Origin of the sequence: Brevibacillus ginsengisoli (assembly GCF_050113715.1) — a bacterium.
Classification (GTDB): Bacteria; Bacillota; Bacilli; order Brevibacillales; family Brevibacillaceae; genus Brevibacillus_H; species Brevibacillus_H ginsengisoli.
The window spans coordinates 134,439-159,820 of record NZ_JBNJQR010000009.1 but is presented as its reverse complement, the minus strand read 5'-3'; the positions used below and the strand labels follow the sequence as shown (position 1 = coordinate 159,820).

Sequence of the window (25,382 nt, the reverse complement as noted above, 5' to 3'; positions counted from 1 at the left end):
ATAAACATTCAAGGGGATTCCCAAAGAACTTTCAACAGGAAGAACAGGATGATTCCCAATGCGGTAATTCCTGCCCATATGTACTTTTCTTTTTGATCGGCTTCTCCTGCTTTGAGTATTCCGATACATTTCCATGTACCGATGATCATCAGCAACAAGCTCCCGATCAGGATGAACAGGCCCATAACGAATCCCCCCTTCTCACTACATATATGGGAAAAAGGGGGGATTCATTCGTTTATTCCTTTTCTGGTAACTTGTCCGATTGCGTTTTGCCTAATCTGCTTAGAATACTCCGTCCTCGTTCGCGAACAGCTTCGTCTTTTAGTTGGAGCTGATTTTTCTTCATTCTTCCGTTTTTCGAAGTGTCTGGCCGTCCTTTATTCGCTTGAAATGACTCACTCATTATGCGAACTTGCCGCCTGATTTTTTGTCATATTCCTCCAAGAGCTCGGCGAACGATTTATTTTTTTCGCGCTCTTCCTTTTCACGTTGGCGACGTTCAGCCTCTTCCCTCGCTTCTTGCTCCTTCGCGTTTTTCAAATCCTTCTCGATACTCTTCAGCTTGCTGAGCATATCGTCATTCAGCATGTCTTTGAGGCTGTTGACTGGTTTGTTTTCTGTAGTTGCTTCTGGGTTGTTCTGTGCTTTTCTTGCGTGATGGGCTGTTTTTTTCTTGGCCATCTTCGTTATCCCCTTTCGTGTTATTCATCATGCATTCTGGCTATACTACAAGCATCCAAGAGAGGAGGCTTGCACAATGCGTAATAAAGCAAAAGACTTTGGAAAAACGGCTGATATTCGCGGACCAAAAGCGCAATCGGAGGCTGTTCGCTCGAATGGCTCCATCAATAGTGAACCACAAGAACGGCTAAAAGAAAACAGATAGCGTCGGAGGAATCATCATGAAGGATAAATCCACGAAGAAAGTGCCTAACGTCTCCATTGACGGTACACTTCCTCATCAAATAGACGCTCCTGATTTTAAACAGTCGAACCGCCAAATGCAATTACCGTTCGTGAACGAATTTGGCGTGGTGATTGGCGACAGCTTTTATGACTCCTCCCAATCTCCTCTTAATCAGTGGAGCACAGAGACCGACCCCTCTGTCATGGCGGGTGACCGATGGGTTCATCCGACAAATGATATTGGCTGGAATACGACCGAAAATCGTGAAATCCTTGAAGGAATTCCTCCCAAGGCAGCTCCATTCATGCATCCTACGAAGGATGTAAGCCACAAGAATGATTAATGATCAATTCGTAGGCGTCTTCATCTATTTATACAGATAGATGGACGCCTATTTGTGCGCAACTATTCCCTCCATCGGTCGTATATACTATTGAAAGCAGTTGATTGATGAACGGGAGTTGACTCTCATTACATGAATAAACCTAAAAATAAATCGGCTCTTTTGGCAATCGGCGCCTTTCTGGCTGCAAACTTCAAATGGTTGATTGCTTTGTTGAAATTCTCCAAATTTGGTACAACACTCATATCCATGATCGTCAGTCTTGGGGCATACGCGGTCATTTACGGTTGGAAATTCGCTGTGGCTATCGTCTATCTGATCTTTGTGCACGAGATGGGACATTTGGTAGCATCCAAGAAAAGAGGAATCAAGACCTCCCCGGCTGTATTCATCCCGTTTGTCGGCGCCTTCATCTCGATGAAAGAGCAGCCTCGGGATGCGGCCACCGAAAGCTATATCGCGTATGGTGGGCCTTTTGCCGGCTTGCTGTCGTTTCTGCCTGCCATACCGCTTTATTGGTGGACCCACAACTCTTTTTGGGGCTTGCTGATCTTTCTTGGCGCCACCATTAATCTCTTCAACTTGATTCCCGTATCGCCTTTGGATGGCGGTAGGATCGTGGCTGTATTGTCTACCAAAATTTGGTTTATCGGACTGTGTATACTGGGAGCTTACTTGTTTTTCTCCCCTAACCCGCTGTTATTCATGATTTTTATCCTGGGCTTGATCACCTGGTGGAATCGTGTAAGAGAAAGCTATCAACACAAGGTATTATCTTATGAAAAGCAGGAGCTGCTAGCGTTCATCCGAGATGTGCAAAGCTGGTCCTCCCACTATTCATTGGGTGATAAACGAGCGGAATTGCAATTTCAATTCCTGTCAAGTCCAAGCACGAAACGCCGTTTTTTCATTCCCTTTATCGATGATAACAAACGGTTTGAGATGGATAAACGCCGAATTGATCGCCAATTTGCTCAGAATCGATGGGAGTTGTTTTCACAATGGGAGCGGATGCCCGTGTTGTTTATGGAAGGAAATCCACTTGACCCCATACCATCGCCGTTGCTAACCGAAACGATCAGCCATTCACATGGACGCCTGGCCCAAATTGACGAACAATTGCATCGTTTAAGAACCTACTATCAATCTCCAACTTCAACCAAATGGAAGGTTCTCGTCGCCTACCTGGGCTTGATGGGTGTACTCTCGCTTTGCTTGTTGTATGGGCATGAGATTGTGCGCTAGTTTTAGATCTAAAGGAAAGGCCTTCAATCAATGAAGGTCTTTCTTGCATATTATCCCGAATTTAATTTTTCATTAAGTCTAGTTTTTCACCTATTAACCATAACTTTACAACTCTTTCATACACAAAAAATATTCGTTCAGTATTCTGCTCATATACAAACTTTAGTCAGAAAACTCAAATATTGACTAAAAAATTATGGGATAGGTGACGAAATCATGCGAAACAGAAAATTAGCTTCAACCGCATTCTCCGTAACGCTGGCATCTGCCATCTTGTTTAGTGGAAACTATTCACCTCTTTTGACCGGCACCGCAACAGTCTATGCATCCGAGCAATCCGTAGTAGTGCAAAACAAAAAATTGCAAAGCGCCAATGTTGAAAGCCTCTCAAACGGCAAGCTGAAGATTTCTTGGGTATCCAGCAAGAAAAACTCAGGCGAGGCCAAAATTTATTGGTCTACCTCACCAACCAACATTAAAGAGAAGGGTAAACTACTCAAAAAAACCAAGAATTCATCCATTACTATCAAAAATCCTAACCCAAAGGCAAGACCATATTTTTACATTGAAACAGCGGATGGTGCCTCTATCACCGTAGCTGAGCGACGTGTGTCTCTACAGGGTGTTCCTAATTATCGCGATTTAGGTGGTTATAAAACCAATGATGGGCGTACGGTCAAATGGGGCGTTTTGTTTCGAAGCGATGAATTGGCTGGTTTGACTAACGCAGATCAGAAATACATAAAAAATTCCGGTTTGAAATTGATCGCAGATTATCGAAGTGATGATGAAGTAGCGAAGAAACCAGACCCCGTACTAGACGGAATCATATATGAACGAATTCCTGTAGACATGAGCAAGAGTACTTCCCCCGATATGAGCAAACTGCTTCAAAGCGGCAGCTTGATTGCGTTAGGTAAACCAGGAGAGTATCTCACAGAGTTAAACAAACAGATGGTTCACTCAAGAGACGCATATTCCGGTCTGTTTGAGATGGTAGAGAATGCGGATAATTTGCCAATGGTGCAACACTGTACCGCTGGTAAGGATCGAACCGGACTTGGGTCTGCTCTCCTTTTACTTGCTCTTGGCGTACCTGAGGATACGGTCATGGAAGACTACCTGCTGAGTAACGAATATCGTGCAGAAGCTAATAAAAAAGCAATAGCTGCAATTAAACCGTATTTGAAGGATGAAATCAGTGTAGAAATATTTACAGCCATCATGGAAGTGCGAAAAGAGTATCTGCAAGCAGCTTTGGATGAAATCAAGAACGAGTATGGTTCTGTCGATAAATACTTGGAAAAAGAGCTCGGATTAACCAAGAAAAAACGAAAGCAATTACAAGATGCTTTGTTAGAAAAGTAGTGTTAACCATCACGAAAAAAACCGGACCAATTTCCCCGCAAACGAAATTGGTCCGGTTTCTTTTTTCCACGCTATTATCTGCTCTTTTTGATTCGCGGTTGCATTTTCGTAATGAGTTCTTCTTCATTTTCTCCAATAAACCATCGTCCATTGACGAAAACAAAAGCGCGCTTCAAACAGTGTCCACACATGTTTTGACAGCCAATTTCCACAGTGGCGTCGGGCACCATCTCTTCCAGGCGCTTGGCAAATTTATCTGCTTGGTAACCTTTGCACAAATCACAAATTCGAATATCGTTAGCCATGAAGTATGTTCCTTTCTTCTATAGACACTTCTACTATAGCGGGTTTTATTCCTTGTAGCAAGTAAACTCTGCCAATTGTACAATAGGAATAACAACCTACATACGGGAATACACGAATGGAAGGAAGTGTCATTTCGATTGATACACGTATTATTTGTCTGTCTGGGCAATATTTGTCGCTCTCCCATGGCAGAAGCCGTATTTCGTCATCAGGTGCAGCTGGCTGGATTAAGCGAACAGATTTCCATTGATTCGGCGGGGACAGGGGGATGGCATGCGGGAGAACCTCCACATGCGGGAACCCAGAAGGTGCTTGCCACTAAACAAATCGCTTATGATACCCTCCGTGCCCGCCAAGTGAAATCGAGTGATTTTGAGCAGTTTGATTATATTATTGGCATGGATGAAGAAAACCTAGCCAATCTCCATCGATTAATCACTACCCGAGACCAAAGCGTTCGTGGCATATTTCATCGCCTGATGGACTTCGCTCCCCAACAACCAGAACGTAACATTGAGGACCCGTATTACACAAAGCGGTTTGATTACGTGTACTCCCTGGTAGAAGAAGGATGCCGCGGGCTGCTGGAGAAAATTCGGCTGGAACATGGGCTGTAGACAAGACATCGTCCCTCTGTGCTCTGTTTAAGCTCGCGCGTAGCATTTGGTGTCCGCTCTGTTCACTCCGGAAGGGAGTCGACAAGAAAATCACTTCGCTTCTCAGTCTGATGCAAAAATGCCGACTCTTTTCTTTCCTACGTTCTCTGCGCTCGGTTTCGCTTAAAATGAGCTTCGAGCGGACGAAATCTTTTCTTGGTGGGCTTACGCGAATGGAAGGAAAGTTTAATTCCTTTACTACCGCAAAGCAATTAAATTTTCCAATATAAAATAAAAAACTCGGCTTTGTTTCGCCACTGGCGACGGCAAGCCGAGTTTCATTTATTGTTGGACTGGCGCTGGCGTCTCACGGAGGATAGATACCTCTACGCGTCGGTTTTTGGCCCGTCCTGCTGGTGTATCATTCGTTGCGATTGGATGATACTCACCAAAGCCAGTCGCACTAAATTTCCGAGGATCCAACGTTGAGTTATCCAGCAAGATCTTCATGAAATTAAGCGCGCGCTTGGAGCTTAAATCCCAGTTGGATGGAAACTCGCTCGTATGAATCGGGACGTTATCCGTATGTCCGGAGACAATCACCTGTCGTGGAAATTGTTGCAGCATCCCCGATATTTCCTTAGCCAGATTTCTGGCATCTGGTCTTACCTCGGCACTTCCTGATGCAAACAGCGCATTATCCAGGATGGTGATCAACAGGCCCTGATCAGATAATTTGGTTTGCAGCTTGTCCGTCAGCTTATTTTGTATGATATAGGCGTCAATGGACTGTTGAAGTTTCTTTAGGTTTTCTGTTTCCTGCTGGAACTTCTCACGTTGCTCTTTCTCACGTTGAGTCTCATCTTTTTTCGGTTGTTGTTTCTCTGGCAGGGTAGTCTGTGGAGTTGTCTCCGGTGTTTTCACAGGAGCCGGTTGCTCAAAAAAGCTAACCCCTCCGTTTAGCGCCACGTTTAGTGACTGAGCTAACTGGTCAAACTTCTTCGCATCTACTTGGCTGGACGCGAATAATACGATAAACAAAGCGAGCAGCAAGGTAAGAAGGTCAGAATAAGGAATGAGCCAGGTTTCGTCCATATGTTCCTCGTGCTGGGCGTGCTTCTTCTTCTTAGCCATTCACGCCAACACCCTCTTCCTTATTCTCCGGTTTTTCTTCGGTGCGTTCACGTACTGGAATATAGACAAGCAGCTTCTGTTCAATTGCCGCAGGTGAAACACCGGCTTGAATAGACAAAAGTCCTTCGACCATGATCTTTTTGATTTCAATTTCTTTTTTGGATTTTCGTTTTAATTTATTGGCAAATGGATGCCATAACACATAACCAGTAAAAATACCCAACAAAGTCGCGATAAAAGCTGCAGCAATGGAGTGACCCAGTTTCTCTACATCGTTCAAGTTACCGAGAGCTGCAATCAAACCTACTACGGCACCCAATACCCCGAGGGTTGGAGCATATGTACCTGCTTGGGTAAAAATAAGCGCTCCCGCTTGATGACGTTCTTCAATCGCCGAAATTTCTTCGTTCAGTACATCACGCACAAACTCAGGTTCTCCACCGTCGATGATCATTTTCATCCCGTTCTTCAAAAAAGGATCCTGAATCTCATCTGAAGTATTCTCCAAAGCCAATAGTCCTTCACGGCGGGCAATGGACGCCCAGTTCATGAATTGATTAATGAGCTCCCTTTTCTGGATCAATTGTTGTTCCTTAAAAATGATCCCTAGCAGCTTCGGAAACTTCTTCAATTCTGCCATCGGAAACCCGATGAAAAGTGTTGCAGCCGTTCCTACGATAATGATCAAGAACGCCGCCGGGTTGGCGAGCGATGACAAGCTGGCACCCTTCAGCACCATCCCCACGCCTACGGCAAGAAAGCCTAAAGCGAGACCTATATACGACGATTTCTCCATTTCTACAACCCCTATATCTGCGTAGTATAATTGACGTATAAGAACTTCATATTATTGGTTTCGGAATTTGGCGTAACAATAATAAGAGTTAGTTGGTAATTTGTCGAAAATATATTCTTTTTGGGCCGAAAAATATAGATTCTGAAAAATTTTGTCTACCAAAATAATACCATATCCCTACAGAGGGTACGCTACTTTTTTCCTGTCTGTCATGAAACCCCAGCATCAAAGGGGTGAATGAACCCCCTTACGTTAGCGAATTCCCAAGGAATCGAAAAGCAGGCACCCGTTAATGGGTAGCCTGCTTAGTTGTTTGTGCGGATTTGGTTTTAAGAAACATAATCGGCTGAGTGGTTGGCTGTAATGTCTTGAAGGTAAACCCTTGAGATTTTAAATAGGCAATAATATTTGGAAGCGCTTTGGCCGTATTCTGTTTCCCAACGGCATCATGCAAAAGAATGACGAGTTCTCTTTTGTTATGACTGCTTTGTTTTACAGAATTGAATGCCTCATCAGCTGTATAGTGAATACCACTGGCATCTCCAGAGCTGACATTCCAGTCAAAATATTGATACCCTTTGGCCGTGACCGCCTCTACCAGATCGGTCATAATCCATTTACCCTTCGGATAGAAGCGAGGGTCCTGCGCTTTCTTGCTCACCGTGTTGTTGCTTCCACCGGGGAATCGTATCATCGTCGGTTTGGTACCGAGAACCTTCTGGATTTCTACGAGGCCCGCGTCCAAGTCCGCTAGAAAAGCTTTGGGATCATGGTATATCTTTTGATAATCATGTGAGTACGTATGTCCACCGATGGCATGACCATCCGCAATCATTCGCTTCACAAGCGCTTCGTTCCCTTTGATATTTTTTCCCACCAGGAAAAATGTCGCCTGAATCTTATTTTGCTTCAAAATATCCAGAACCTCCGGAGTAACCCGTGACGGCCCATCGTCGAAGGTTAAGTACGCCACCTTTTCATTCGGGTTTAGTGGTTGTACAGCTGGTTTAGGTTGGACTGCAGCTGTGCCCGATGTTGGTGGGGCTGGCGTAGGTTTAGGCGGTTGCGCTGGCTGCGTGTTCTTATTCGGCGGTTGGACAACGGGAGGCGCTTCCTTGGGTGATACATCTGTCACGGTATCCGCTACAGCATTCTCCTCATTCATAGGAGTAACAAAACGAATCACCTCATGATCACCCTCCCATTGGACGGCCCCCTGAATATCTGGTGTCGCCTGAAGATGATCCAGAGCGGGAACCAAGCTGGCTGGGACACAGAGTGAATCGTTGATGAAACGTGGCCCGGCGGACTGGGTGTCGAGATATTGACCGTTGACGCTGATCAGCATCGGATTAGACTCCGTCTCCACGACAATTCGCTTATCCGGCTTCGTTGCTACAAGCTGTTTTGCTGTTTGATCCCAATGGCTTTCATATCCGAGCTCCGTTAACAAACTATTGATCGGAATGAAGGTATCCTTCCCTTGATTAACCGCACCTTGGAGTGTAACTCTCGCCTTGGCTACGCCGCCAGGCTGAACATTCACATTTCCGTAAATGAGAAATTGTGCTCGTAACGTTTTGAACTGTTCCAATTCTTTTGCATACTGTGATTCGATCTGCTGAGGGGTATACCCCTTTTCGAGCAGCTGTCCAATGAGGTTGGTCCCCATGATTTTATTAAACATGACGATCCCTTTTCCCGTGCTCTTCGGAATCGAAAAATGGTTCAATTGATGCGCGGTTGCCAGCACATAGATTCCTGTTTTGGCCGGATTAAAGGAATGAGGATCATTAATTCTAAGACGTACTCCACCATCTCTTCCACGGTTCTCCGGCAAAAAGGTTACACCCGGAAGCTTATATTGATTCAACTGATTGGCAAATTGATCGGAATTAATTCCTTTGCCACCCACCCATTGATAAGAATCCGCTTGATAAATACCTGTCCCCTCGCCCAATCCCGTAGCCATATAGCCCTCTACTGCCTGCAAATGAGGAATGTCCGGTGAGCTTGGCACCCAAGGCAGTGCCGTGTCTTGATAATTCATGGTTCGAGTATACTCCTCCATCGGAACAACTCGAAGATTGGCTCCGATCTTGCGGTTAAAAAACTGGGCCAGCTCTCCTACCGTCATCCCGTGAGCCATCGGTATGTTATCGACTCCTACGAAGGACTGATAGCCGTCTTGAAGTAAAGGTCCATCTACAATTAAGCCTCCAAGCGGGTTGGGGCGATCCAGCACAATCAGTTCTTTATGATACTTTTCGGCTGCGACAAGACAGTATTGCAGGGTTGAGATGTACGTATAGCTTCGCGCACCAATATCCTGCAGATCAAACAGCAGGACATCTATATCCTTCAGCATTGCCTCATTAGGCATCCTCGTCTCACCGTATAAGCTATAGACAGGTATTTTGAGTTCCGGATGTGTGTACGACGCGACATAGGTTCCAGGTGTCTTTTTACCATCTAAGCCATACTCAGGAGTATAGAGAGCCTTCAGTGAGGCTTGCGGGTACTGTGACAAGATCTGCACCATACTTTGTCCCTTACTGTTGACTCCTGTTTGATTCGTGACGAGCCCCAGTTTTTTTCCGTCAATCCAGCTCTGGTATTTCGTTAAGAGCAGATCGTCCCCTAACTTCACATTAGGTGTTGCTGCATTCGTCTGGAGGTTCACGGTTAACACAAGCAAAGTAATAAATACTAAAAAGGCAGTAATTCTTCTCACCGCACCTAATCTCTTCACCGCTGCTCTTCCTTTCAGTCAAGTTTTGTTTCAAATCTTCTGACGAATCAGTAATACCAACACCGTCAAATATAACCCCCATTCAGGTATTTGGCAAATAAAAACCCGCGAAATAACGCGGGTCTTTTGGATTATTTCTTGTGCCGATATACGATTTCTGCAAAATGTTAATCCCAGCCCAGTTGTTCCTTTAGATTATTTATATGAGCAAGATGGTGTCTTCCATGCCAGCTGTACAATCCGGTAGCTTGCGATAAGAGAAGAACCCCGTTAACTGGATGGACAAATGCTCTTTCGAAATCAGCAGGTTTCAGCGAACGGAGTAAAGTTGTCCAGCGATAATGAAGAGCATCCAGCAACGCCAACGAGGTTTCAACAGGCAGTGTTGTCGAATCGGCAAGTTCTGCCCACAGCGCTTCTTCATATGGCTTAATAGTTGGCTGATCTTCTGTTAACGCCAGTTTGAAGCGGATATAGGAATTCATATGGCTGTCTGCCACATGATGAACGACTTGACGGATCGTCCACCCATCTTCTCGATAGGGAGTATCGATCTGTTCCTTGTTTAGACCCTTTACCGCTAAACGGAGTTGCACAGGCAGCTCTTCAATATCTTGAATCCACGTTTGAAGCTGATCGACGTTCACTTCTCCATTCCACTCAAATACCCCGATTGGATAACGTAAATCTGTCATTGAACAGCCACCTCCAGATATTCTTTACTTTATTCACTTACTTTAAATTTTTTGATTAATTCGTGCAACTGTATCGACATCGCCGTAAGTTCCTCTGCTGACGCTTCGATCGCCTCCACTACCGCCAACTCGTGCTTGACGAACTGACTGCACTCCTCTGTGGCTTGCGAGGTATGCATCGCGGTTTCTTCCACCTCTTTAAACGATTCAACCATTTGATTGCTGCTTGACGCTAGCATTTGTGTTGTATTCGTTACAGCCTCAATTTTAACGGTCACTTCATGAACGGCATCGATAATCGACAAGAAAGATTGTCCGGTATGATCAATAACAGCCGCCCCTTGATTAATCTGCTCGGTGGAGTGCTCCATTTGTACAGTTGCTTGTTTTGTCGCAATTTGAATGTCTTGTACGAGCTCATTGATTCGACTGGCTGCACCGGCAGATTCAACCGCAAGCTTCTGTACTTCCTCGGCGACGACCGCAAACCCTCTCCCTGCTTCTCCGGCTCTTGCGGCTTCAATGGAAGCATTAAGCGCAAGCATATTGGTTTGCTTCGCGATTCCAGAGATAACATCAACGATTTCGATGATATGGGCTGATCTTTCGCCAAGATGTCTCATCAATTCGGACGACTCTTTTTGCGTTTCCTGAATGGCGTATATTTGACTAGTGGCTTCAGCTACCTGATTTTTTCCTTGGTCGGCCAGGGAGGCAACCGATGAAGACATGTGATTCACATCTAAAGCGGAATCAGCAATGTGTCTGATCTCCACTGACATTTGATTAAAGGTCTTGCTCGCCTTTTCCGAGATTCGCAGCTGTTTGTCAGCATCTTCCTTCAAAGACTGTATCTGATCGACAAACTGTTTCGTACTATCTGAAGCGGTTTCGGAGCTCGCAGCCAGCTCATTGGAAGATTGAGTCAGACTATAAGAGTTGTGATTAATCCCTTTGATCATGGTATTGAGATCATTCACCATCTCTTCAAACGCCAAGCCCAACTGTGCAATCTCATCCTTGCCGCCTTTCTCAAAATGAACCGTTAAATCTCCTTGTTGAACCTGAGCTACGGTTTGAGTTAAGCTGCGCAAAGGCTTCACCAAAAATTTGGCAAATATATAGCTCACTAGAATCGTTAAGAGTAAAATACCGCCTGTAATCAACATCATCTGAACTCTTTGTTTCTGGTTTAGTTGATAAATGTTCGTTGCATCGAAATCTGCTCCGACGATTCCAACCATCTTGCCGCTTTGATCCACAATTGGGACATAAGTCGAGATGGATGCTCCGTAATTATCGTTATTCATACTCCCGATTTGAGTCTGAGCTGTCTTAAAGGCGGCATCCATACTGGGATAGTAGTTTTGTTCAATAGCACCAGGCATCGATGCGTCTTCCTTGTTATCCATTGGGTAGCCATCCACGACATACATATTCACCCCTGGACTCGCCTCGGCCATGGTGTACAAATACTTAAGTCCATTCATCTTTTTAAGTTCTGCTAGTTCTTCGCGAATTCGTACATACTCGGGCATCTGTAGCACAGACTGTGGACCACCCAATTCCTTCACCTTGCGTGACTGTTCAGCGACCTTCTGAAAATCTTCGACGTTAATCGAATGACTAACATTCAAGGCGATATTCATGGCCTGTGTGCCAACCGAATTCTCAATCAATTGAGAAGAGGAGTGGAATATGACGAAACTTAAGATGGCTCCAGCTAAAACAATTAACACACTAAAAAAAATAAGAATCTTCGCCTGCAACGTTTTCAATTGTAATCCCTCACTTTAATATGTCAGTCCTGCGATGGAATAAAATACATAGACATAACCCTAATTATAGTTCATTTGAAACAGTTGGCTACCAAAAAAGCCAAGCCAGATTAGCTCAGCCGTCAAAATTTCATTAAATCTTAAATTGTTTGATAGTTTCTTGCAAACTCGTAGCCATACGGCTCAAAGAATCGGCCACTGTGCTGATTTCCTCCATCGCTGCAAGTTGTTCCTGTGCCGTTGACGAAATGGTGTGTGTATGGTTTGCCGCTTCCAATGCAGCTTGAAACATTCCATCGACTGAATGCGTAACTTGCTCCGTACTAGCTGACACTTCCTCTGTTGCGGCAGAGATCTCTTGAAGCTCTTGCGTAACTTTTTGGATGGCGGACAATATGTTTCCAAACGACTCTCCGGCGTTCTGGATCAAAGTGACTCCTTCCTCCACTTCATGAGTCCCCCTTGCCATCGATTGAATCGCATTCGTCGTCCCTTGCTGAATATCTCGGATTAAAAGAACGATTTGTTCCGCAGAATGATTAGACTGCTCGGCAAGCTTACGCACCTCATCCGCAACAACGGCAAAACCTCGACCGTGTTCGCCCGCCCGCGCAGCCTCGATTGCGGCATTCAGCGCCAGCAAATTGGTTTGAGACGTAATCTGAGTGATCACTTCGGTAATTTGGCCAATCTCTTCAGATTGCCGGCCTAATTGCTTTATTAAGTCTGCCGATGACTGGACAGATTGAGAGATAATGCTCATTTGCTGCTGTACGCGTTGAATGGCTTGATTTCCTTGTTCCGCTTCCTGCATTGTGGATTGAGCCGATTCCGATACAGAAGCAGTCGATTCGCTAATTCGATGAACATCCGCCGCTGTCGCTTCCATACTACGCGCAACCTCTTCTCCAGATTGTGCTGCGGCACTTGCTCCCTGTGCTACCCCTTGCATCGTTTGGGCAATTTCATTGGAGGATGCCGTAACTTGCTGCGTTCCAGCAAATAGCTCCTCTGATGCTGACGCAACATGTTCCGACTCTTGATGAACGCTACTGATTAACTCACTTAAATTGCCTTTCATCTGGTTAAACGAGTGAGCCAAATCTCCAATCTCGTCTCGATTCTTCACCTGAATATCGGCAACTCTTAGGTCCCCTTCGGCTATACTTCTTGCAATGAACGCTACCTTTTTAATCGGGGCAGAGATTACCTGGCTTATGATCAGCCAAACCAGTATCCCCGCAATCACCGCAATGGAGCTTAAGATAAGGATATAGGATAAAATGGTAGATACAGTTGAAGATGTCTCCGCGCTGGCGCTATCTAGCTTTTGTTGCTGGTATTGAAGTAGCTCATTCAGTTTCTCAATCAGTACTTTATTGCTAATCGATCCTTGATTAAGGGCGATCTCAACTGCCTCATTATTTTTATTCTCTTTTTTCAACTCGAACATCCGATTTGCTAGTTCCTCATAATCATGGAGCGCCTGTGTAATCTCATCGAATTTTTTCTGTTCCTCCGAAGAAGCTTCCAGTTGTCCAAGCACTTGCTGAGTTTTCACGAACTGATCACGAGCTTCTTGGTACTCTGCTGTAATGGACTCTTTTCCCATGAGCAAATACCCTCTGACAGCCCGAGACATTTTGATGGCGTTCGCTTCCATATCCTTGGTCATGATCAATTGCTTTACATCTTCTTCCACTAAATGACTATAGGTTTGATCAACCTTCTTCACTTGAATATAACCCATACAGGAAATAACAATCAGAAGTAAAAGAACGATACCGAATCCGCTGAACAGTTTAAAACGTATTGAACTTCTCATTTTTTTCGACCCCTTTTGACACTGATGGGTACATTGTAACAAGCCGTTGTTACAATTTGTCAAAAAACGTCAAAAGCACCCGTTATCAAATGTGGGGTGCTTTTTGACTCGTCGTATATTTGGGGATTCGTACAACTCACTGAACAGGGAGATTAGCTGGTATGAATCGATATGTCTCCGCACTTTCTCCACAACCATCCGCTTGTTGAAGCAACAAGGTTCCATTGTTGTATTCCCATGTCCAATTGTCACTGGCGGGAAGATTCAACGCTTTCTTAACTTCTGTGACATACTTTTGATACAGAAACTCGTATAGCTTAGAGGTTACCTCGTCTCGGCGCTTCTCTTCTGCTGTCGGAGCTTTTTCTTCATCCCCGTCATGCGGATCGGTGCTATGATAATTTCTCTCGAACAAGAAAGATTTCGCGTTTCCTTTTGAATCTACGAGGTAGAACAGGCGAGCTTTCCAGGTTCCCACAGTCTGCTGTTGGGTTGCCGCCACTGCTCCAGTACCTCGGATTGGCTTTTCGTAAAACAAAATAGAGACATCTCTTGCCATCACGAGTCCTGCTTGCTGTTTGATCTGAGCTTCGTTAAGCCCCAACTGTTGAAGATAGTCGGATGGCGCAAACTGATTGAGGATGACCTTGACATTCGGGCTTAACTGCTCGAGCGCTTTTGCTTGGGCATCTAGTCCTTGCAGTTTCTTCGTCCAATCATTAGACGGCAACGGCAGCGTAAATGCCTGATTCATCTTCGGCGCATTGTCCTGTTTGAGCACCCGAATATCCTTGAGGTTCTGTTTCCAGATAATTTCTCCATATCGATTAATATAGGCAGGAATGTTTAAGATTGGGTTGTACAATTCGACTTTGGCTACACCTAGATCAAAATCCTCCAAAGCGGAAAATTGCGACGATGAAACCATCTTTTTGCCAGCATGGTTGATGTAGCTGGTTTCAAGCCAGCCTTTGTCGTTTTCTGTCACAACAAGCGCCATTCCTTCCACAAAGCTGTTGGCATTGTGATAGGCAGGTTTAATTTCCATTTTTCCTTGTTTATTGATATATCCGAATTGATTGTCAACTTTTACGAGGGCTAAACCTTCGTGAAAATCAGCCGCGTAGTCATATTGCAACGGAATCACTTCTTTGCCGCTCGCATTGATAAAACCGTATTTTAAATGCCCATTAACTTCTTTCGCGACGAAGGCAAGCCCCTCCGAGAATTGCCCTGCCTGCTGATATTTCATCTCTACAATGACTTTCCCTTTACTATTAATATATCCGTAATGATTATCCTGACCGATGATATACAGCTTAGGAACGGGGAAATCTTGCAGCGGAGGCATAGGGGCAGCAATTTGCTTGCCTTCTTGTAAAGGCATCACCGGCTGGGTATGAGCACTAGCATAACCCGCTGATAAAAGTGAACACGCAACGGTCAACCCAATTACTTTTTTCATGGAATCCCCCTCATTCATTAAATTGTGAAATCCATCTGATGTACCTATGACGCAGGGTACATGACAAATGTTTCCTACGGCTAGTCAAGGTTCATGGGTTTCTAGTGCGGTTGAACACCTTGTCACATGTTACTTATTCTTCATCTATGTTATAATGCTCGTACAAATCTCGAAAAGGGGATTTATTCATGTCCACCAAATTTTATTCTCCTTATATTAACTTTACTAGGGAAAAATGGGAAGGTTTACGGGAAGCGACTCCGCTTTCACTATCAGAAGAAGATGTAACCAGCCTTCAAGGGATTAACGAAGATCTCTCTCTCAAAGAGATTACTGAAATTTACTTGCCCCTGTCCCGCTTGCTTAACTTGTATGTTGAAGCAACGCAGGAGTTGTACGGCGCTACTCACCTGTTCTTGGGCAATCAGACCGAGAAGGTTCCCTACATCATTGGAGTTGCCGGAAGCGTAGCGGTTGGAAAAAGCACGACGGCTCGAATTCTACAAGCCTTGTTATCTCGTTGGCACAATCATCCCAAGGTAGCTCTTGTTACCACAGACGGTTTCCTTTACCCGAACCGCATCTTGGAGCAACGCGGTCTGATGAAGCGAAAAGGATTCCCTGAGAGCTACGATATTCGCGCCCTTATTCAATTCTTGGCAGATATCAAGTCCGGCAAATCGAAAGTAACAGCACCGGTATACTCCCATTTGGCGTATGACATTCTCCCTGATGAGAGGCTCGTGATAGAGAAGCCGGATATTGTGATTGTAGAGGGCCTTAACGTCTTGCAAACCGATTCGGATAGTCGTTCCATACACATTCCGCAAGTTTTTGTCTCGGATTTCTTTGATTTCTCCATATATGTAGACGCGAATGAGGAAGACATTTTCCGCTGGTATGTTGAACGGTTCAAAATTTTGCGCCACACAGCATTCTCCAACCCGCAATCTTATTTTCATCGGTATGCTAATCTATCGAATGAGGAAGCTACTGAGATTGCTGCAGGTATCTGGCGAGAAATCAACGCGTTGAATCTGGTCGAAAACATCTTGCCAACAAAGTACCGCGCTGACCTCATTTTGGAAAAAGGGAAAAATCATCTCGTCTCTAATATTCATCTTCGTAAAATATAAAGAACAGGTTCAATTGACCTGTTCTTTTTTTACGCTTGAGTTCCGATCACTTCTCCAACCTTTTTCTAAAGTTCATGAGCTTAACTCCCGGGGCTATTTCAAGTTCACCGATTGGCTCGAAGCCATAACGCTTGTACAAGTTTACGGCCGGGGTATTCTTGGATCCCGTGGAAACCAGAATTTCCTCTATTCCCTCCTCTATTTGTTCTACATACTCTACCAGACGACTGGCAACTCCCTTGCGAAAATGTCTTGGATGAACCATCATGCGATGAATATCCAACGTATTTTCTTCCCGCTTGTAAGAAATAGCTCCAGCCAGTTCATCATCCATCCACAACCCATAAAAGATTTCACCGCACTTCTGCAAATCCTCTACAGTTTCACGCAATGGCGGAATTTCGAAAAAGTTTATCAGGTTCGCTTCAACTTCATAGGATGGAATTTGAAGCTCCCATATTCTCTTCGCTGTCTCCTGCTCCTCTACTAACAATCGTTTTATCACTGGTGATCCCACCTTTTCTCTGTAATTACAAAATATTGTAAACCATTTTGTAGCTCCAGTATAGAGATTCGGGTTCAGTAATCATACGCCGACAGTCTAGAGTCGCATGTTGAGTTGGTGGTTCTGCTGATGGATGAATAATTATTTTCAAAAAAATAGGCGAATGCACATTACGCATTCCCCCCTGAAGGAATATGTTGTTAAGGGATAACCCAATTCAACTCCTCCTGAAAGGAATGATCCAAATTATGAGTTCCCTTTTCAACGGCTGCTTCGAAGATGAGTTCGTTTTGATCCTTGTGTTGTTCATCCTGCTGGTCATCGTTGGCGCAAGCGAAAACTAATTCCTTTTCAGCTCATCTCAACCGACCTACATGAAACACAACACATATGAAAAAAGGGCTGAAGCGTATGCGAGCCCTTTTTTCAACTTTTTTATTTTCCCCCGTAATCCCCTCGTGAAGAAAGAGTTTTAGCGAACAGGTTGTATCAGATACGTGACCATATGCGCATACGGGTGATTATTAATCATAATTTCTTTATCAGCCACAAACCCTAATTTTCTATATAATCGATGAGCCTTCTCGTTGGTTTGATCCACATTGAGAGCTACCTTGCCATCCTCTTGATCAAAACGCTTCACGTGGTTTTCAACTGCTTGAATTAATTCCGATCCGATACCTCGACCACGGTAGTCAGGAGAGACAGATAGGGTATCAATGTACCACTCATCTTCATCCGCCTCTTTATCAATAGTGATCTCTGGATTCTGAAATAAACGGCGAAGTCTCTCTACAATTGGTTTATCTAGCATTTCGGCAGCTCGACCATGGTAAAAAACTACCAAGCCAACTACCTGACCATTGATTTCTTTCACCAAGGTATTCTCGTAGCTTATCCGATTTCCTTGTTGGACAAACCAATATTGAAGACCCTCAAGGACTTCCGGTTCCGTTGAAGCCCCTGTTAATGTGTACGCTATGTCATGAATCGCATCAAGTAGCAATCTTGCCGCTTCTCTTTTGTCATCTGGTCTAGCTGGACGTATCATGAAGTCTCAACCATCCTTTCTCCATAGAAATCCTATCATACTTTTCCAGACAGGAGATAGGGAAAATTTGTTTGTGTGTAAATTATCAGATAAGTTGGTAGATTCAAATAATATTTTTTGTTTAAATTAACTTGATCATACAAAATAAAGTCCAGTAGAATTAGAGTAGTTTACTTTTTTTGTTTATTTGCATCAGATAGGAGCGATTTAGGTGAGAATCCATTCTTTGTTTCCCCCCACCATTACTCGATCCTACTCTACGTTTACCAAATCTCCTCAGACAAGCACGACAGTAGAGTCGGCACTCACTCAACAAGAAGTAGTCGCTGTCTATGAAAAGGGCAGTGATTCAGCTTCCAGTACACCAACCTCTTATCTATACTCCCGACCACAGGCTACTCTTGCCACTACGAGCACGAATGGATTTATTCCAACCTCCACAGTACCCTCTGAGATTAATACCGAGTGGCTGGAGTATTTGGGTCAGGCCACAAAGGAGTACATAGGTTCTATCGTGGATCGTATAGATCAAGATCGAGATGGGATAACCGAGCAGGAAGTTGCTCAGCTTCGAGACCAACATTATCAGTGGTTAGCGGATCGGTTTTCCGAGATCAATGATGCCTTTACTTCAGCTCTCTTAGATCCGGCAACATTCGATGAAGCCAATACCTACATAAAACAAGACTATCAACTCATGTTTGGCGCAAAAGGAATTGGAACGAGTTTATGGCAGGGAATCGATACCCTTATCCGTGATAATCGATCGGCTAATGTTGCCGCCAAGAGCTTCTATGCAGACTTCGAAAAAGCCTTTACCGCTGATTCGGAAGATTACATGAAAGAGATCGAGAACAGTATTCACGATGAACAAGGCTTCATTACAGATGAAAAAGTCAATCGTTATGTAACTGATATGAATAATTGGCTGAACAGTCCCCTTGATTTTCTGTCCCGGTCACTAGATGGATTACCGAGCGGTATTAAGGACACCCTGATGGAAACCTTCCAAAATAAAATCAAGTCATTAGGCAAACGTTATAGTGATATGATCCATCAGCAGGTGAACGTTAGGAACTACCCACCGAAAAAAACAAATCCAGAAGATCTCTTTCATTATGGAAAACATCCATTTGAGATCAACGTCGGCACATATAAAGGCAAACTCATGATTCAGGACGCCACTAGTCATGATGATAAATCGGCATTCTATTTAGTTGATGCTAAGGGCGTAAAGAAAAAGGTTAGCATCAAATTCGACAATGCTGATCTACAAAGTGAATTCGATAAATTGTTTAAAAAGAGTACCTTGGGCAAAGGAGATAAAACAATCTCTCTCGAGAAGCTGAATAAATTGTTAGATAAAGTTAAAGATGGCTTGAAATCAATCTCCGATACCGATTTAAAGCGACTTGCTTCTAAGTTGCACGGAAAAGAAGAGTCTGAGAAATTAAACAAGCACGTCGATGACTTCCTACAGATCCTTAATCGTACATTAGTTAGATAGACAAACGCCAAAAGAGGGTGTCCCACAAGTAGTTTGCCACTTGGGGACGCCCTCTTTGTTTATACTTTAAACGAAACTTTTTAGCATTCACAACGTAAAAAAGTTATAATGTACACATTCCCAATATTTTCAAAAAAGGAGGTTCCTACCTTGAAAAATTCGCTTACCTTTTTTCGAGTGATTGGTTTTAGTGAGGGTATTTCTTTTCTGGTCCTGCTTGGAATCGCCATGCCGCTTAAGTACTTTGCCGATTTACCGGAAGCTGTCAGATACATTGGCATCCTTCACGGCATCCTGTTTATTCTCTATCTGCTGGCGATTGGCTTCGTGACCAAAGAGTATCGCTGGTCGTTTCAACGCATCCTTGGCGCTTTTGTCGCTGCGCTGCTTCCATTTGGTCCGTTTGTTATGGATGCGCGTCTGCGGCGAGATGCGTAGGAAAAAGTGTTGGACATAAGCTTACATATTATGCAGCTGATTAAGCCCATCTTTTGGAAGGTGGGTTTTTTTATTGGGGTTTTGCACAAATTTTCTGACTTATCCACAAAAATCTGTGGATTGTCTGTGAGTTCGACATATTCTACCTGATAACAACAAGAATTAGATGAGACTTGTCGAACCCCCCCACACAAACGAGAGGTTTCACACCGAATACGCCCTTTACTTTATAAACAGCAGATACACCCCAATAATCCCGCAATCCCCCAGAATATGGCTAAATATAGAACCTACCAGTGTTCGGCTCACCATTCGCATATAACCCCAGAACACACCGGCTAGAAAGACAGGGAGCATAGCCAGCAAATTATAAGGCCAGTTAAATAACGGAATCACCGACAACAGATGATAGAGGCTGTAAAACAACGAGGTAAGAAGAATCGTCACTCGACTTCCCCACCTGCCCTCCAGCTTCTGATACAGATAGCCTCTCCAATAAATTTCCTCAAGCAAGGGGTTAATCCCGATTAATACGAGGATCAATCCTGTGACCAGATTCCCTGAGAAACCCCATCTACTCAACAGATCTCCTAGATTCGCCAGATCAAATAAGGATGTATGAAAGAAATACCCCGAAAGAATAATCGACAACCCAAAAATTAGGCCAGATGCAATGCCCAAATAACTGTTTCTCCTGTTACCGGATAAGCCAAGTGCTTTTGCTGTTTCTCCCCACGTATTTTTTTGGACAAATCGCATGTTTACAACTGGAACAAGGAACAGCCAGCCGTAAAAAAGCACAAACGTCAACGGCACGCTGCTAAATACTTGCAAGCCCATAAAAATCATGATTGTTGGTCCTAGTAAGAGTAAAAGAAGTCCCATACGATCCCCACCAAGTCTTGGATTTTTCCTGTCTCATTGTACTAGGTGCATCCACCTTCCACTAGTACCAACCTTTCCTGGTACCTCGATCCAGGTACAAGAAGCCACCAAGCCGATATTCCCTAAGATGATGAAAAACCCCTTCCAATCATCTGGAAAGGGTTCTCTCACTGCTATGTATCGCTTGGATGGCTGGAACGGTGAAGCAAGCGAGATTCTCAGGCAACTCCTCAAGAGAAAACCACCTGATCTCTCCAATAGCTCCGCCTTCCTCCATATTGCGTGCCTCTCCCTCTACTACGCTTGTCCGATAAATCACCGAGATCCAATGCTCCTCATGATCAGGCTTTATGGTTTCCGCCGTACAAAGAAAACCTTCCACCCGAATATCCAGGTCTACCTCTTCCTTGATTTCACGAACCACGGTATCTTCCAGCATCTCGTAAAGGTCTACCTTGCCTCCCGGGATACTCCAGGTTCCTTTTTCGGGAGCGCGATTTCTTAGTACCAATAGAATCTCATTTTTTTCATTGAGGATTACTGCGCCTACGCCAATACGAGGCACTCGCAGTTGCGTCATGGTTGATCACCTATCCACTATTTTCTTTCAGTGTAACACTCTCGATGGAAAAGGAACATTCCCATGTACAAGGAAGAGAGGTCCATTGTGGAGCTAGAGAACAAAAAAAAAGAGGGAATCCCCTCTTTTTTTTGCAGCTTAATATTCTTCTTCGCCAACTACTGGTGCTGGTGCGCCATTCTCCAGTTTGGTTTGTTGCAGCTTTAATCCAAACTGTTCCACCTTGCTCATCATCGTTTCGTACACTCTTGAATTGACAATGAAATCTGCGAGCTTGACAACCAGGTAAGCGAACAGCATCCCGCCCGCTACATCGATCATCCAGTGAATTTTTAAATAGAGGGTGGCAAGGATAATCGATGAACAGTAGATGGTAACAATCGTGCGATACCATTTGCTTTTTTCCCTGGACACTAGCAGAATAGCGGCAAACGCAATGGACGTATGCATACTTGGAAAGCAATTGAGTGAGACAGCAAATTGTTCCGCTGGCGTAAAGTGTCGTGCAAGCATGTCTGGTTGGCCCAGAACATACCATACTTCCTGCAAGAAGACCGTATTATAAAACGGCAAAATCAACGGCACCTGCAATAAATAACCAGCGAGTGAATACAGCCCCATCTTCTTGACGTCTTTCGTGAAAAAGGCACGAATTACGCAGATCCAGAAAGAAAGAGCAAAGCCGTATCGATACGCCCATTTTAAATACGCCGTTAACCAATCCGGCTGCCACAAGCGAAAGAGCGATCCGTCGTTGAATGGAATCGAGCGAAACCACTCATTCCAATGAAAAATGTGATGGACGCTTTTCAGTTCAATGGACAGCACATGATCCCACATCGGGTTGGCATACTTGTAAATCACGTAAAAAAGTGTCAGAACAAATACGCCCACGGGTAAAAATTGACCCCACGTTATTTTCTTCGAGTCGACTTTTATACCATATAACGCAAGGGCCAGAACGAGCACACACCAAATATCCCAGTGATCTACTTTGATAATCCCGTAGACCAGTAATGCGGTAAGCAAGATAAGCAAAGGCTGCAAATAATTACGTAACAACAATCAATGTTTCCCCTTCCTGTTGCGTACAATTCGATATACCAGATTCTATCCTAACTTGTCCAACAAACTTAATCCAGAGTCAATTTTGAGAAAAACCCAAAGTCGAACTGTCGCCCATTATAAATACCCTTTTCAGCCTATGTTGAAAAGGGCATTGTGGTGTTATTTTTTCACGTAACCATTTTTCATATGCGAATGTTATAGGTAGCCGTCCACGTACCAAATTCACCCGCTCGGATAGAGGGAGGTTTCATCGCTACCCTGCCACTTAAAATATAATGCCTCATGCTTATCGCTGGCTCATCGAAGCTTGTTAACTGACCAACAAAGGAAGCATAGGGTGATTCGAACGTCAATTGTTTGTTGCTCTCATTCCAGAGTCCACGAATGGGAAGAAAAGCCCCACGGAAATTAACATCTCCATTCACGCTGTTACCAGTCACGCTATGAATACGCAGGGTTCCCAAATTAGTCGGTCTCCTACCTATACTCGCGTTAATCACCCATTGTGATGGGTACGGTAAACTAACCATCGTTACCTGTCCATTGGGCACGGTTAATCTCTCCTACATTATGACTTGAGGAATCATTCGCAAGGGTACTCTACACTATATGTACACAGGCGGAATCATTCATTAGACAAAAGCTCAAATCATCCGTATTAGATGCCCAAGTTTTAACAATCCAACTTCACATTCTGCTTAAATCTAGAACGCCTCTGCAAGTTCAGGCTTCGCTGGAAGACTGGAAGGGCTAGCAAAGAAATCCCCATCAATATCCCGAAAATGAGCGCCCCCTGTTGATAACCGAGCTTCTGCAGCAACGCTCCACCTATAACCGGACCTATGCTCGCCCCCAAAAACTTAAACTCACTTGCTCCATAATAGGTTCCCCGCAAGTCATTGGGTGAAAGCTGACCAATCACGACCTCGGTAAGCACGAAGCAAAGGATTTCACCGATTGAGAAGATCACCATTGACAAAATTAGCAACAGCGGATGATGAAACACTCCGAAACCAAGCAGTCCTAGAGCAAAAAATATACTCCCAAGCTGTATTCCCGTGATGGGAGCAAAGCGATTGGCGAATCGTATGATCGGATATTGAAGGGTTAAGATCGTAAGAGGATTCGCCAAGTATACCATCGAATACTCGGCGACACCATTGGGAAACAAGGGCGAATTTCCCATATATTGCGGAAGTGTAGATGCCATATGCGAGTAGGCAAAGAACACAAGGATATTGCCCAATAGTACATACCGGAATGTTTTATCTGTTACAATTACTTGAAAAGCTTTTGAAAACGCGATCCGTTCCGTTTGCGTATTTTGGATCGTTTGATTGTACCGTTGTTTTAATACCATGTTCGAAAAAGCATAGATAAAGTTAATTGCTGCGGTTATATAAAAAGGCGAGGCTGAATGGGAACTTCCCAGATAAGCTCCCAGGATCGGTCCGACGGCTGCACCGATATTGATCGTAAAATACCGAATATTAAATACGGCTAACCGCTGCTCTGCCGGGGTTGTATCGGTCAATAAAGCACGGGCTGCCGGCTCAAAGAGACACCGACTAAATCCATTCAGCGCACTCAGCATAAAGAAGAATATTGTCGAATCGGCTACCGCAAAGCCCAAAAAGACAAATCCAGAGAGAAGGGAACCCATGATCATTACGGTCAATCTCCCGATACGATCAGACAGTATCCCGCCAAAAAAACCGCCAAAGGTAGATACCAGCGGACTGATTCCGATAATAGCTCCGATAATGCTCAAATCTAACCCCTTGGTCTGATGCAAAAAAATCGCCAAAAACGGCATGGTCATAAAAAAGACCGTTCGTGACATAAAAGTACCGATAATGACACTCCACGCCAATAGATCCATTCGCGGGAGGATCGATCGCATTCGCGATAGGAAGCTGGTGAGCATGAATACTCCTCCTCGACGCATTGATTATTCAATGTATCCTTTGGCCAAAGGAGTAATTTGTTGTCAGTATAGTATCCGTATATTTATTCGTCAAATGAATAGTATGAATATCTACTATAAGCTTTTACTCATGAAAGGGTGTTTCAGGTGACCTTTACTCAGCTGCAGGTATTTCGAGCGGTAGCGGAACTCGAGAGCTTTTCCAAAGCAGGAGAATTCTTAGGCATATCGCAACCAGGGATTAGCCATGCCATCTCGGGGCTTGAATCGGAGTTAGGAACGATCTTGATCAAACGGAATCGCAATGGAATTACACTGACCAAAATCGGTGAACAATTATTGACCCATGTGCATGAAATTCTGAATCGTCAAGAGCAGATGATTCAAGAAGTCGCCGTAGAGAATCAAAAACAGAAGGGGATCATCCGAATCGGCTGTATTTCGAGTGTCTCTTCCAAATGGTTACCCAGAGTCATCGGTTCCTTCCGCAAATTACATCCCGAGATAGAAGTCATCGTCACAGAAGGCTCTAATGTCGAAATTAAAAACTGGATTTTCATCGACACCATCCATTTAGGATTTATTTCGACCAAACTGGAAGAGCTCGACTCTCTTGATTTACTCAATGAAGAGATCATGGTCCTTTTACCACAAGATCACCGCTTGGCCAATGAAAAGCATCTACTAATCGACCAACTAGCAGATGAACCGTTTATTATGCCCGCAGAAGGCTGCCAAACGATGGTGAAAGATATTTTTTCCTCGAAGAACCTCCAACCCAAGGTTCAGTTTGAGATCCGCGAAACGACCACCATTCTGGAGATGGTGCAAGAAGGGCTTGGCGTCACGCTTCTTCCAGAATTAGCTCTGCCTGTCGCTTTGGAACGAGTTCAGCTTTTGTCCCTCTCCCCGAGAAAATGCAGAAAGGTCAGAATCGCTGCTCGCAACTTTAAGACGATCTCGCCCGCATGCAAACTATTTATGGAACACGTGGAAAAATGGGTAAGTCAGTATAAAGATGAGAAATGGTAAAAAACCTCAGGGATTGCCCTGAGGTTTTTGTCATGTCTGT

The 25,382-nt window shown here is 44.2% G+C and carries 28 protein-coding genes; 10 read left to right on the top strand and 18 right to left on the bottom strand.

Features of this window, described 5'->3' with window-relative positions; all coding sequences use genetic code 11:
- Positions 1-8: 8 nt before the first annotated feature.
- The 3 genes from ACQCN2_RS18370 to ACQCN2_RS18360 are packed head-to-tail and all read right to left on the bottom strand — an operon-like array spanning position 9 to position 684.
- The gene (locus ACQCN2_RS18370; RefSeq protein ID WP_426930394.1) at positions 9-185 is read right to left on the bottom strand and encodes a hypothetical protein; all 177 of its coding nucleotides are present in this window, start codon (positions 183-185) and stop codon (positions 9-11) included.
- A gap of 53 nt (positions 186-238) precedes the next feature.
- Positions 239-406 carry a hypothetical protein gene (locus ACQCN2_RS18365; RefSeq protein WP_426930393.1) on the bottom strand — a complete coding sequence of 56 codons (168 nt, stop codon included), beginning with the start codon at positions 404-406 and terminating at the stop codon, positions 239-241.
- Positions 406-684, bottom strand: a complete 279-nt coding sequence (locus ACQCN2_RS18360) for a DUF3886 domain-containing protein (RefSeq protein WP_426930392.1) — start codon at positions 682-684, stop codon at positions 406-408. Before ACQCN2_RS18360 ends, ACQCN2_RS18365 begins: the two co-directional genes overlap by 1 nt.
- Positions 685-760: 76 nt before the next feature.
- Here ACQCN2_RS18360 and sspK point away from each other — a divergent pair, with 76 nt between their 5' ends.
- The 4 genes from sspK to ACQCN2_RS18340 all read left to right on the top strand — a co-directional run bounded on the left by sspK (position 761) and on the right by ACQCN2_RS18340 (position 3,866).
- Positions 761-889, top strand: a complete 129-nt coding sequence (gene sspK, locus ACQCN2_RS18355; protein WP_426930391.1) for a small acid-soluble spore protein K — start codon at positions 761-763, stop codon at positions 887-889.
- Positions 890-905: 16 nt separating this feature from the next.
- Positions 906-1,253 (top strand): DUF3905 domain-containing protein, encoded by a 348-nt coding sequence (locus ACQCN2_RS18350; RefSeq protein ID WP_426930390.1) that lies wholly within the window; start codon positions 906-908, stop codon positions 1,251-1,253.
- 132 nt (positions 1,254-1,385) lie between these two features.
- Positions 1,386-2,498 carry a site-2 protease family protein gene (locus tag ACQCN2_RS18345; protein ID WP_426930389.1) on the top strand — a complete coding sequence of 371 codons (1,113 nt, stop codon included), beginning with the start codon at positions 1,386-1,388 and terminating at the stop codon, positions 2,496-2,498.
- Positions 2,499-2,714: 216 nt separating this feature from the next.
- Positions 2,715-3,866 (top strand): tyrosine-protein phosphatase, encoded by a 1,152-nt coding sequence (locus ACQCN2_RS18340; RefSeq protein WP_426930388.1) that lies wholly within the window; start codon positions 2,715-2,717, stop codon positions 3,864-3,866.
- Positions 3,867-3,940: 74 nt separating this feature from the next.
- On the opposite strand, the gene ACQCN2_RS18335 is transcribed toward ACQCN2_RS18340, so the two are convergent.
- Positions 3,941-4,171, bottom strand: a complete 231-nt coding sequence (locus ACQCN2_RS18335) for a DUF1450 domain-containing protein (RefSeq protein ID WP_426930387.1) — start codon at positions 4,169-4,171, stop codon at positions 3,941-3,943.
- 138 nt (positions 4,172-4,309) lie between these two features.
- On the opposite strand from ACQCN2_RS18335, the gene ACQCN2_RS18330 reads away from it, so the two are divergent.
- Positions 4,310-4,789 carry a low molecular weight protein-tyrosine-phosphatase gene (locus ACQCN2_RS18330; RefSeq protein ID WP_426930386.1) on the top strand — a complete coding sequence of 160 codons (480 nt, stop codon included), beginning with the start codon at positions 4,310-4,312 and terminating at the stop codon, positions 4,787-4,789.
- 321 nt (positions 4,790-5,110) lie between these two features.
- On the opposite strand, the gene motB is transcribed toward ACQCN2_RS18330, so the two are convergent.
- From motB to ACQCN2_RS18295, 7 genes are all read right to left on the bottom strand, one after another.
- Entirely contained in the window at positions 5,111-5,902 is a 792-nt protein-coding gene (motB, locus tag ACQCN2_RS18325; protein WP_426930385.1) for a flagellar motor protein MotB, read from the bottom strand.
- On the bottom strand, positions 5,895-6,698 hold the full coding sequence (gene motA / locus ACQCN2_RS18320) for a flagellar motor stator protein MotA (RefSeq protein ID WP_426930384.1): 804 nt from the start codon (positions 6,696-6,698) through the stop codon (positions 5,895-5,897). The genes motB and motA overlap by 8 nt, the downstream gene beginning before the upstream one ends.
- Before the next feature lie 289 nt (positions 6,699-6,987).
- Complete coding sequence (locus ACQCN2_RS18315; protein WP_426930383.1) at positions 6,988-9,450, bottom strand: exo-beta-N-acetylmuramidase NamZ domain-containing protein; 2,463 nt, start codon at positions 9,448-9,450, stop codon at positions 6,988-6,990.
- A gap of 167 nt (positions 9,451-9,617) precedes the next feature.
- A complete protein-coding gene (locus ACQCN2_RS18310) occupies positions 9,618-10,145 on the bottom strand; it encodes a YfiT family bacillithiol transferase (protein ID WP_426930382.1) in 528 nt (175 codons plus the stop codon).
- A 29-nt stretch (positions 10,146-10,174) separates the two neighbouring features.
- Positions 10,175-11,923, bottom strand: coding sequence for a methyl-accepting chemotaxis protein (locus tag ACQCN2_RS18305; protein ID WP_426930381.1), 1,749 nt, complete (start codon positions 11,921-11,923; stop codon positions 10,175-10,177).
- A gap of 133 nt (positions 11,924-12,056) precedes the next feature.
- On the bottom strand, positions 12,057-13,748 hold the full coding sequence (locus ACQCN2_RS18300; RefSeq protein ID WP_426930380.1) for a methyl-accepting chemotaxis protein: 1,692 nt from the start codon (positions 13,746-13,748) through the stop codon (positions 12,057-12,059).
- Positions 13,749-13,884: 136 nt separating this feature from the next.
- Positions 13,885-15,213, bottom strand: coding sequence for a WG repeat-containing protein (locus tag ACQCN2_RS18295; protein WP_426930379.1), 1,329 nt, complete (start codon positions 15,211-15,213; stop codon positions 13,885-13,887).
- Positions 15,214-15,401: 188 nt separating this feature from the next.
- On the opposite strand from ACQCN2_RS18295, the gene coaA reads away from it, so the two are divergent.
- The gene (coaA, locus tag ACQCN2_RS18290) at positions 15,402-16,349 is read left to right on the top strand and encodes a type I pantothenate kinase (RefSeq protein ID WP_426930378.1); all 948 of its coding nucleotides are present in this window, start codon (positions 15,402-15,404) and stop codon (positions 16,347-16,349) included.
- 46 nt (positions 16,350-16,395) lie between these two features.
- Here coaA and ACQCN2_RS18285 read toward each other — a convergent pair whose 3' ends face one another.
- Positions 16,396-16,854, bottom strand: a complete 459-nt coding sequence (locus ACQCN2_RS18285) for a GNAT family N-acetyltransferase (RefSeq protein WP_426930377.1) — start codon at positions 16,852-16,854, stop codon at positions 16,396-16,398.
- Between the two features lie 248 nt (positions 16,855-17,102).
- Here ACQCN2_RS18285 and ACQCN2_RS18280 point away from each other — a divergent pair, with 248 nt between their 5' ends.
- Positions 17,103-17,198: a YjcZ family sporulation protein gene (locus tag ACQCN2_RS18280; RefSeq protein WP_426930376.1), complete on the top strand. Its 96-nt coding sequence runs from the start codon at positions 17,103-17,105 to the stop codon at positions 17,196-17,198.
- Positions 17,199-17,326: 128 nt separating this feature from the next.
- On the opposite strand, the gene ACQCN2_RS18275 is transcribed toward ACQCN2_RS18280, so the two are convergent.
- A complete protein-coding gene (locus tag ACQCN2_RS18275; RefSeq protein WP_426930375.1) occupies positions 17,327-17,905 on the bottom strand; it encodes a GNAT family N-acetyltransferase in 579 nt (192 codons plus the stop codon).
- Between the two features lie 211 nt (positions 17,906-18,116).
- Here ACQCN2_RS18275 and ACQCN2_RS18270 point away from each other — a divergent pair, with 211 nt between their 5' ends.
- Positions 18,117-19,412 (top strand): hypothetical protein, encoded by a 1,296-nt coding sequence (locus tag ACQCN2_RS18270; protein WP_426930374.1) that lies wholly within the window; start codon positions 18,117-18,119, stop codon positions 19,410-19,412.
- A 108-nt stretch (positions 19,413-19,520) separates the two neighbouring features.
- Positions 19,521-19,850: a DUF3817 domain-containing protein gene (locus ACQCN2_RS18265; RefSeq protein ID WP_426930373.1), complete on the top strand. Its 330-nt coding sequence runs from the start codon at positions 19,521-19,523 to the stop codon at positions 19,848-19,850.
- Positions 19,851-20,072: 222 nt separating this feature from the next.
- On the opposite strand, the gene ACQCN2_RS18260 is transcribed toward ACQCN2_RS18265, so the two are convergent.
- From ACQCN2_RS18260 to ACQCN2_RS18240, 5 genes are all read right to left on the bottom strand, one after another.
- A complete protein-coding gene (locus ACQCN2_RS18260) occupies positions 20,073-20,735 on the bottom strand; it encodes a CPBP family intramembrane glutamic endopeptidase (protein ID WP_426930372.1) in 663 nt (220 codons plus the stop codon).
- Between the two features lie 148 nt (positions 20,736-20,883).
- A complete protein-coding gene (locus ACQCN2_RS18255; protein ID WP_426930371.1) occupies positions 20,884-21,315 on the bottom strand; it encodes an NUDIX domain-containing protein in 432 nt (143 codons plus the stop codon).
- A gap of 138 nt (positions 21,316-21,453) precedes the next feature.
- Complete coding sequence (locus ACQCN2_RS18250) at positions 21,454-22,380, bottom strand: phosphatase PAP2 family protein (protein ID WP_426930370.1); 927 nt, start codon at positions 22,378-22,380, stop codon at positions 21,454-21,456.
- A 185-nt stretch (positions 22,381-22,565) separates the two neighbouring features.
- A complete protein-coding gene (locus ACQCN2_RS18245; RefSeq protein ID WP_426930369.1) occupies positions 22,566-22,934 on the bottom strand; it encodes a hypothetical protein in 369 nt (122 codons plus the stop codon).
- Between the two features lie 122 nt (positions 22,935-23,056).
- Positions 23,057-24,310, bottom strand: a complete 1,254-nt coding sequence (locus tag ACQCN2_RS18240) for an MDR family MFS transporter (protein WP_426930368.1) — start codon at positions 24,308-24,310, stop codon at positions 23,057-23,059.
- 147 nt (positions 24,311-24,457) lie between these two features.
- Here ACQCN2_RS18240 and ACQCN2_RS18235 point away from each other — a divergent pair, with 147 nt between their 5' ends.
- Positions 24,458-25,342 carry a LysR family transcriptional regulator gene (locus ACQCN2_RS18235; RefSeq protein ID WP_426930367.1) on the top strand — a complete coding sequence of 295 codons (885 nt, stop codon included), beginning with the start codon at positions 24,458-24,460 and terminating at the stop codon, positions 25,340-25,342.
- Positions 25,343-25,382 lie beyond the last annotated feature (40 nt).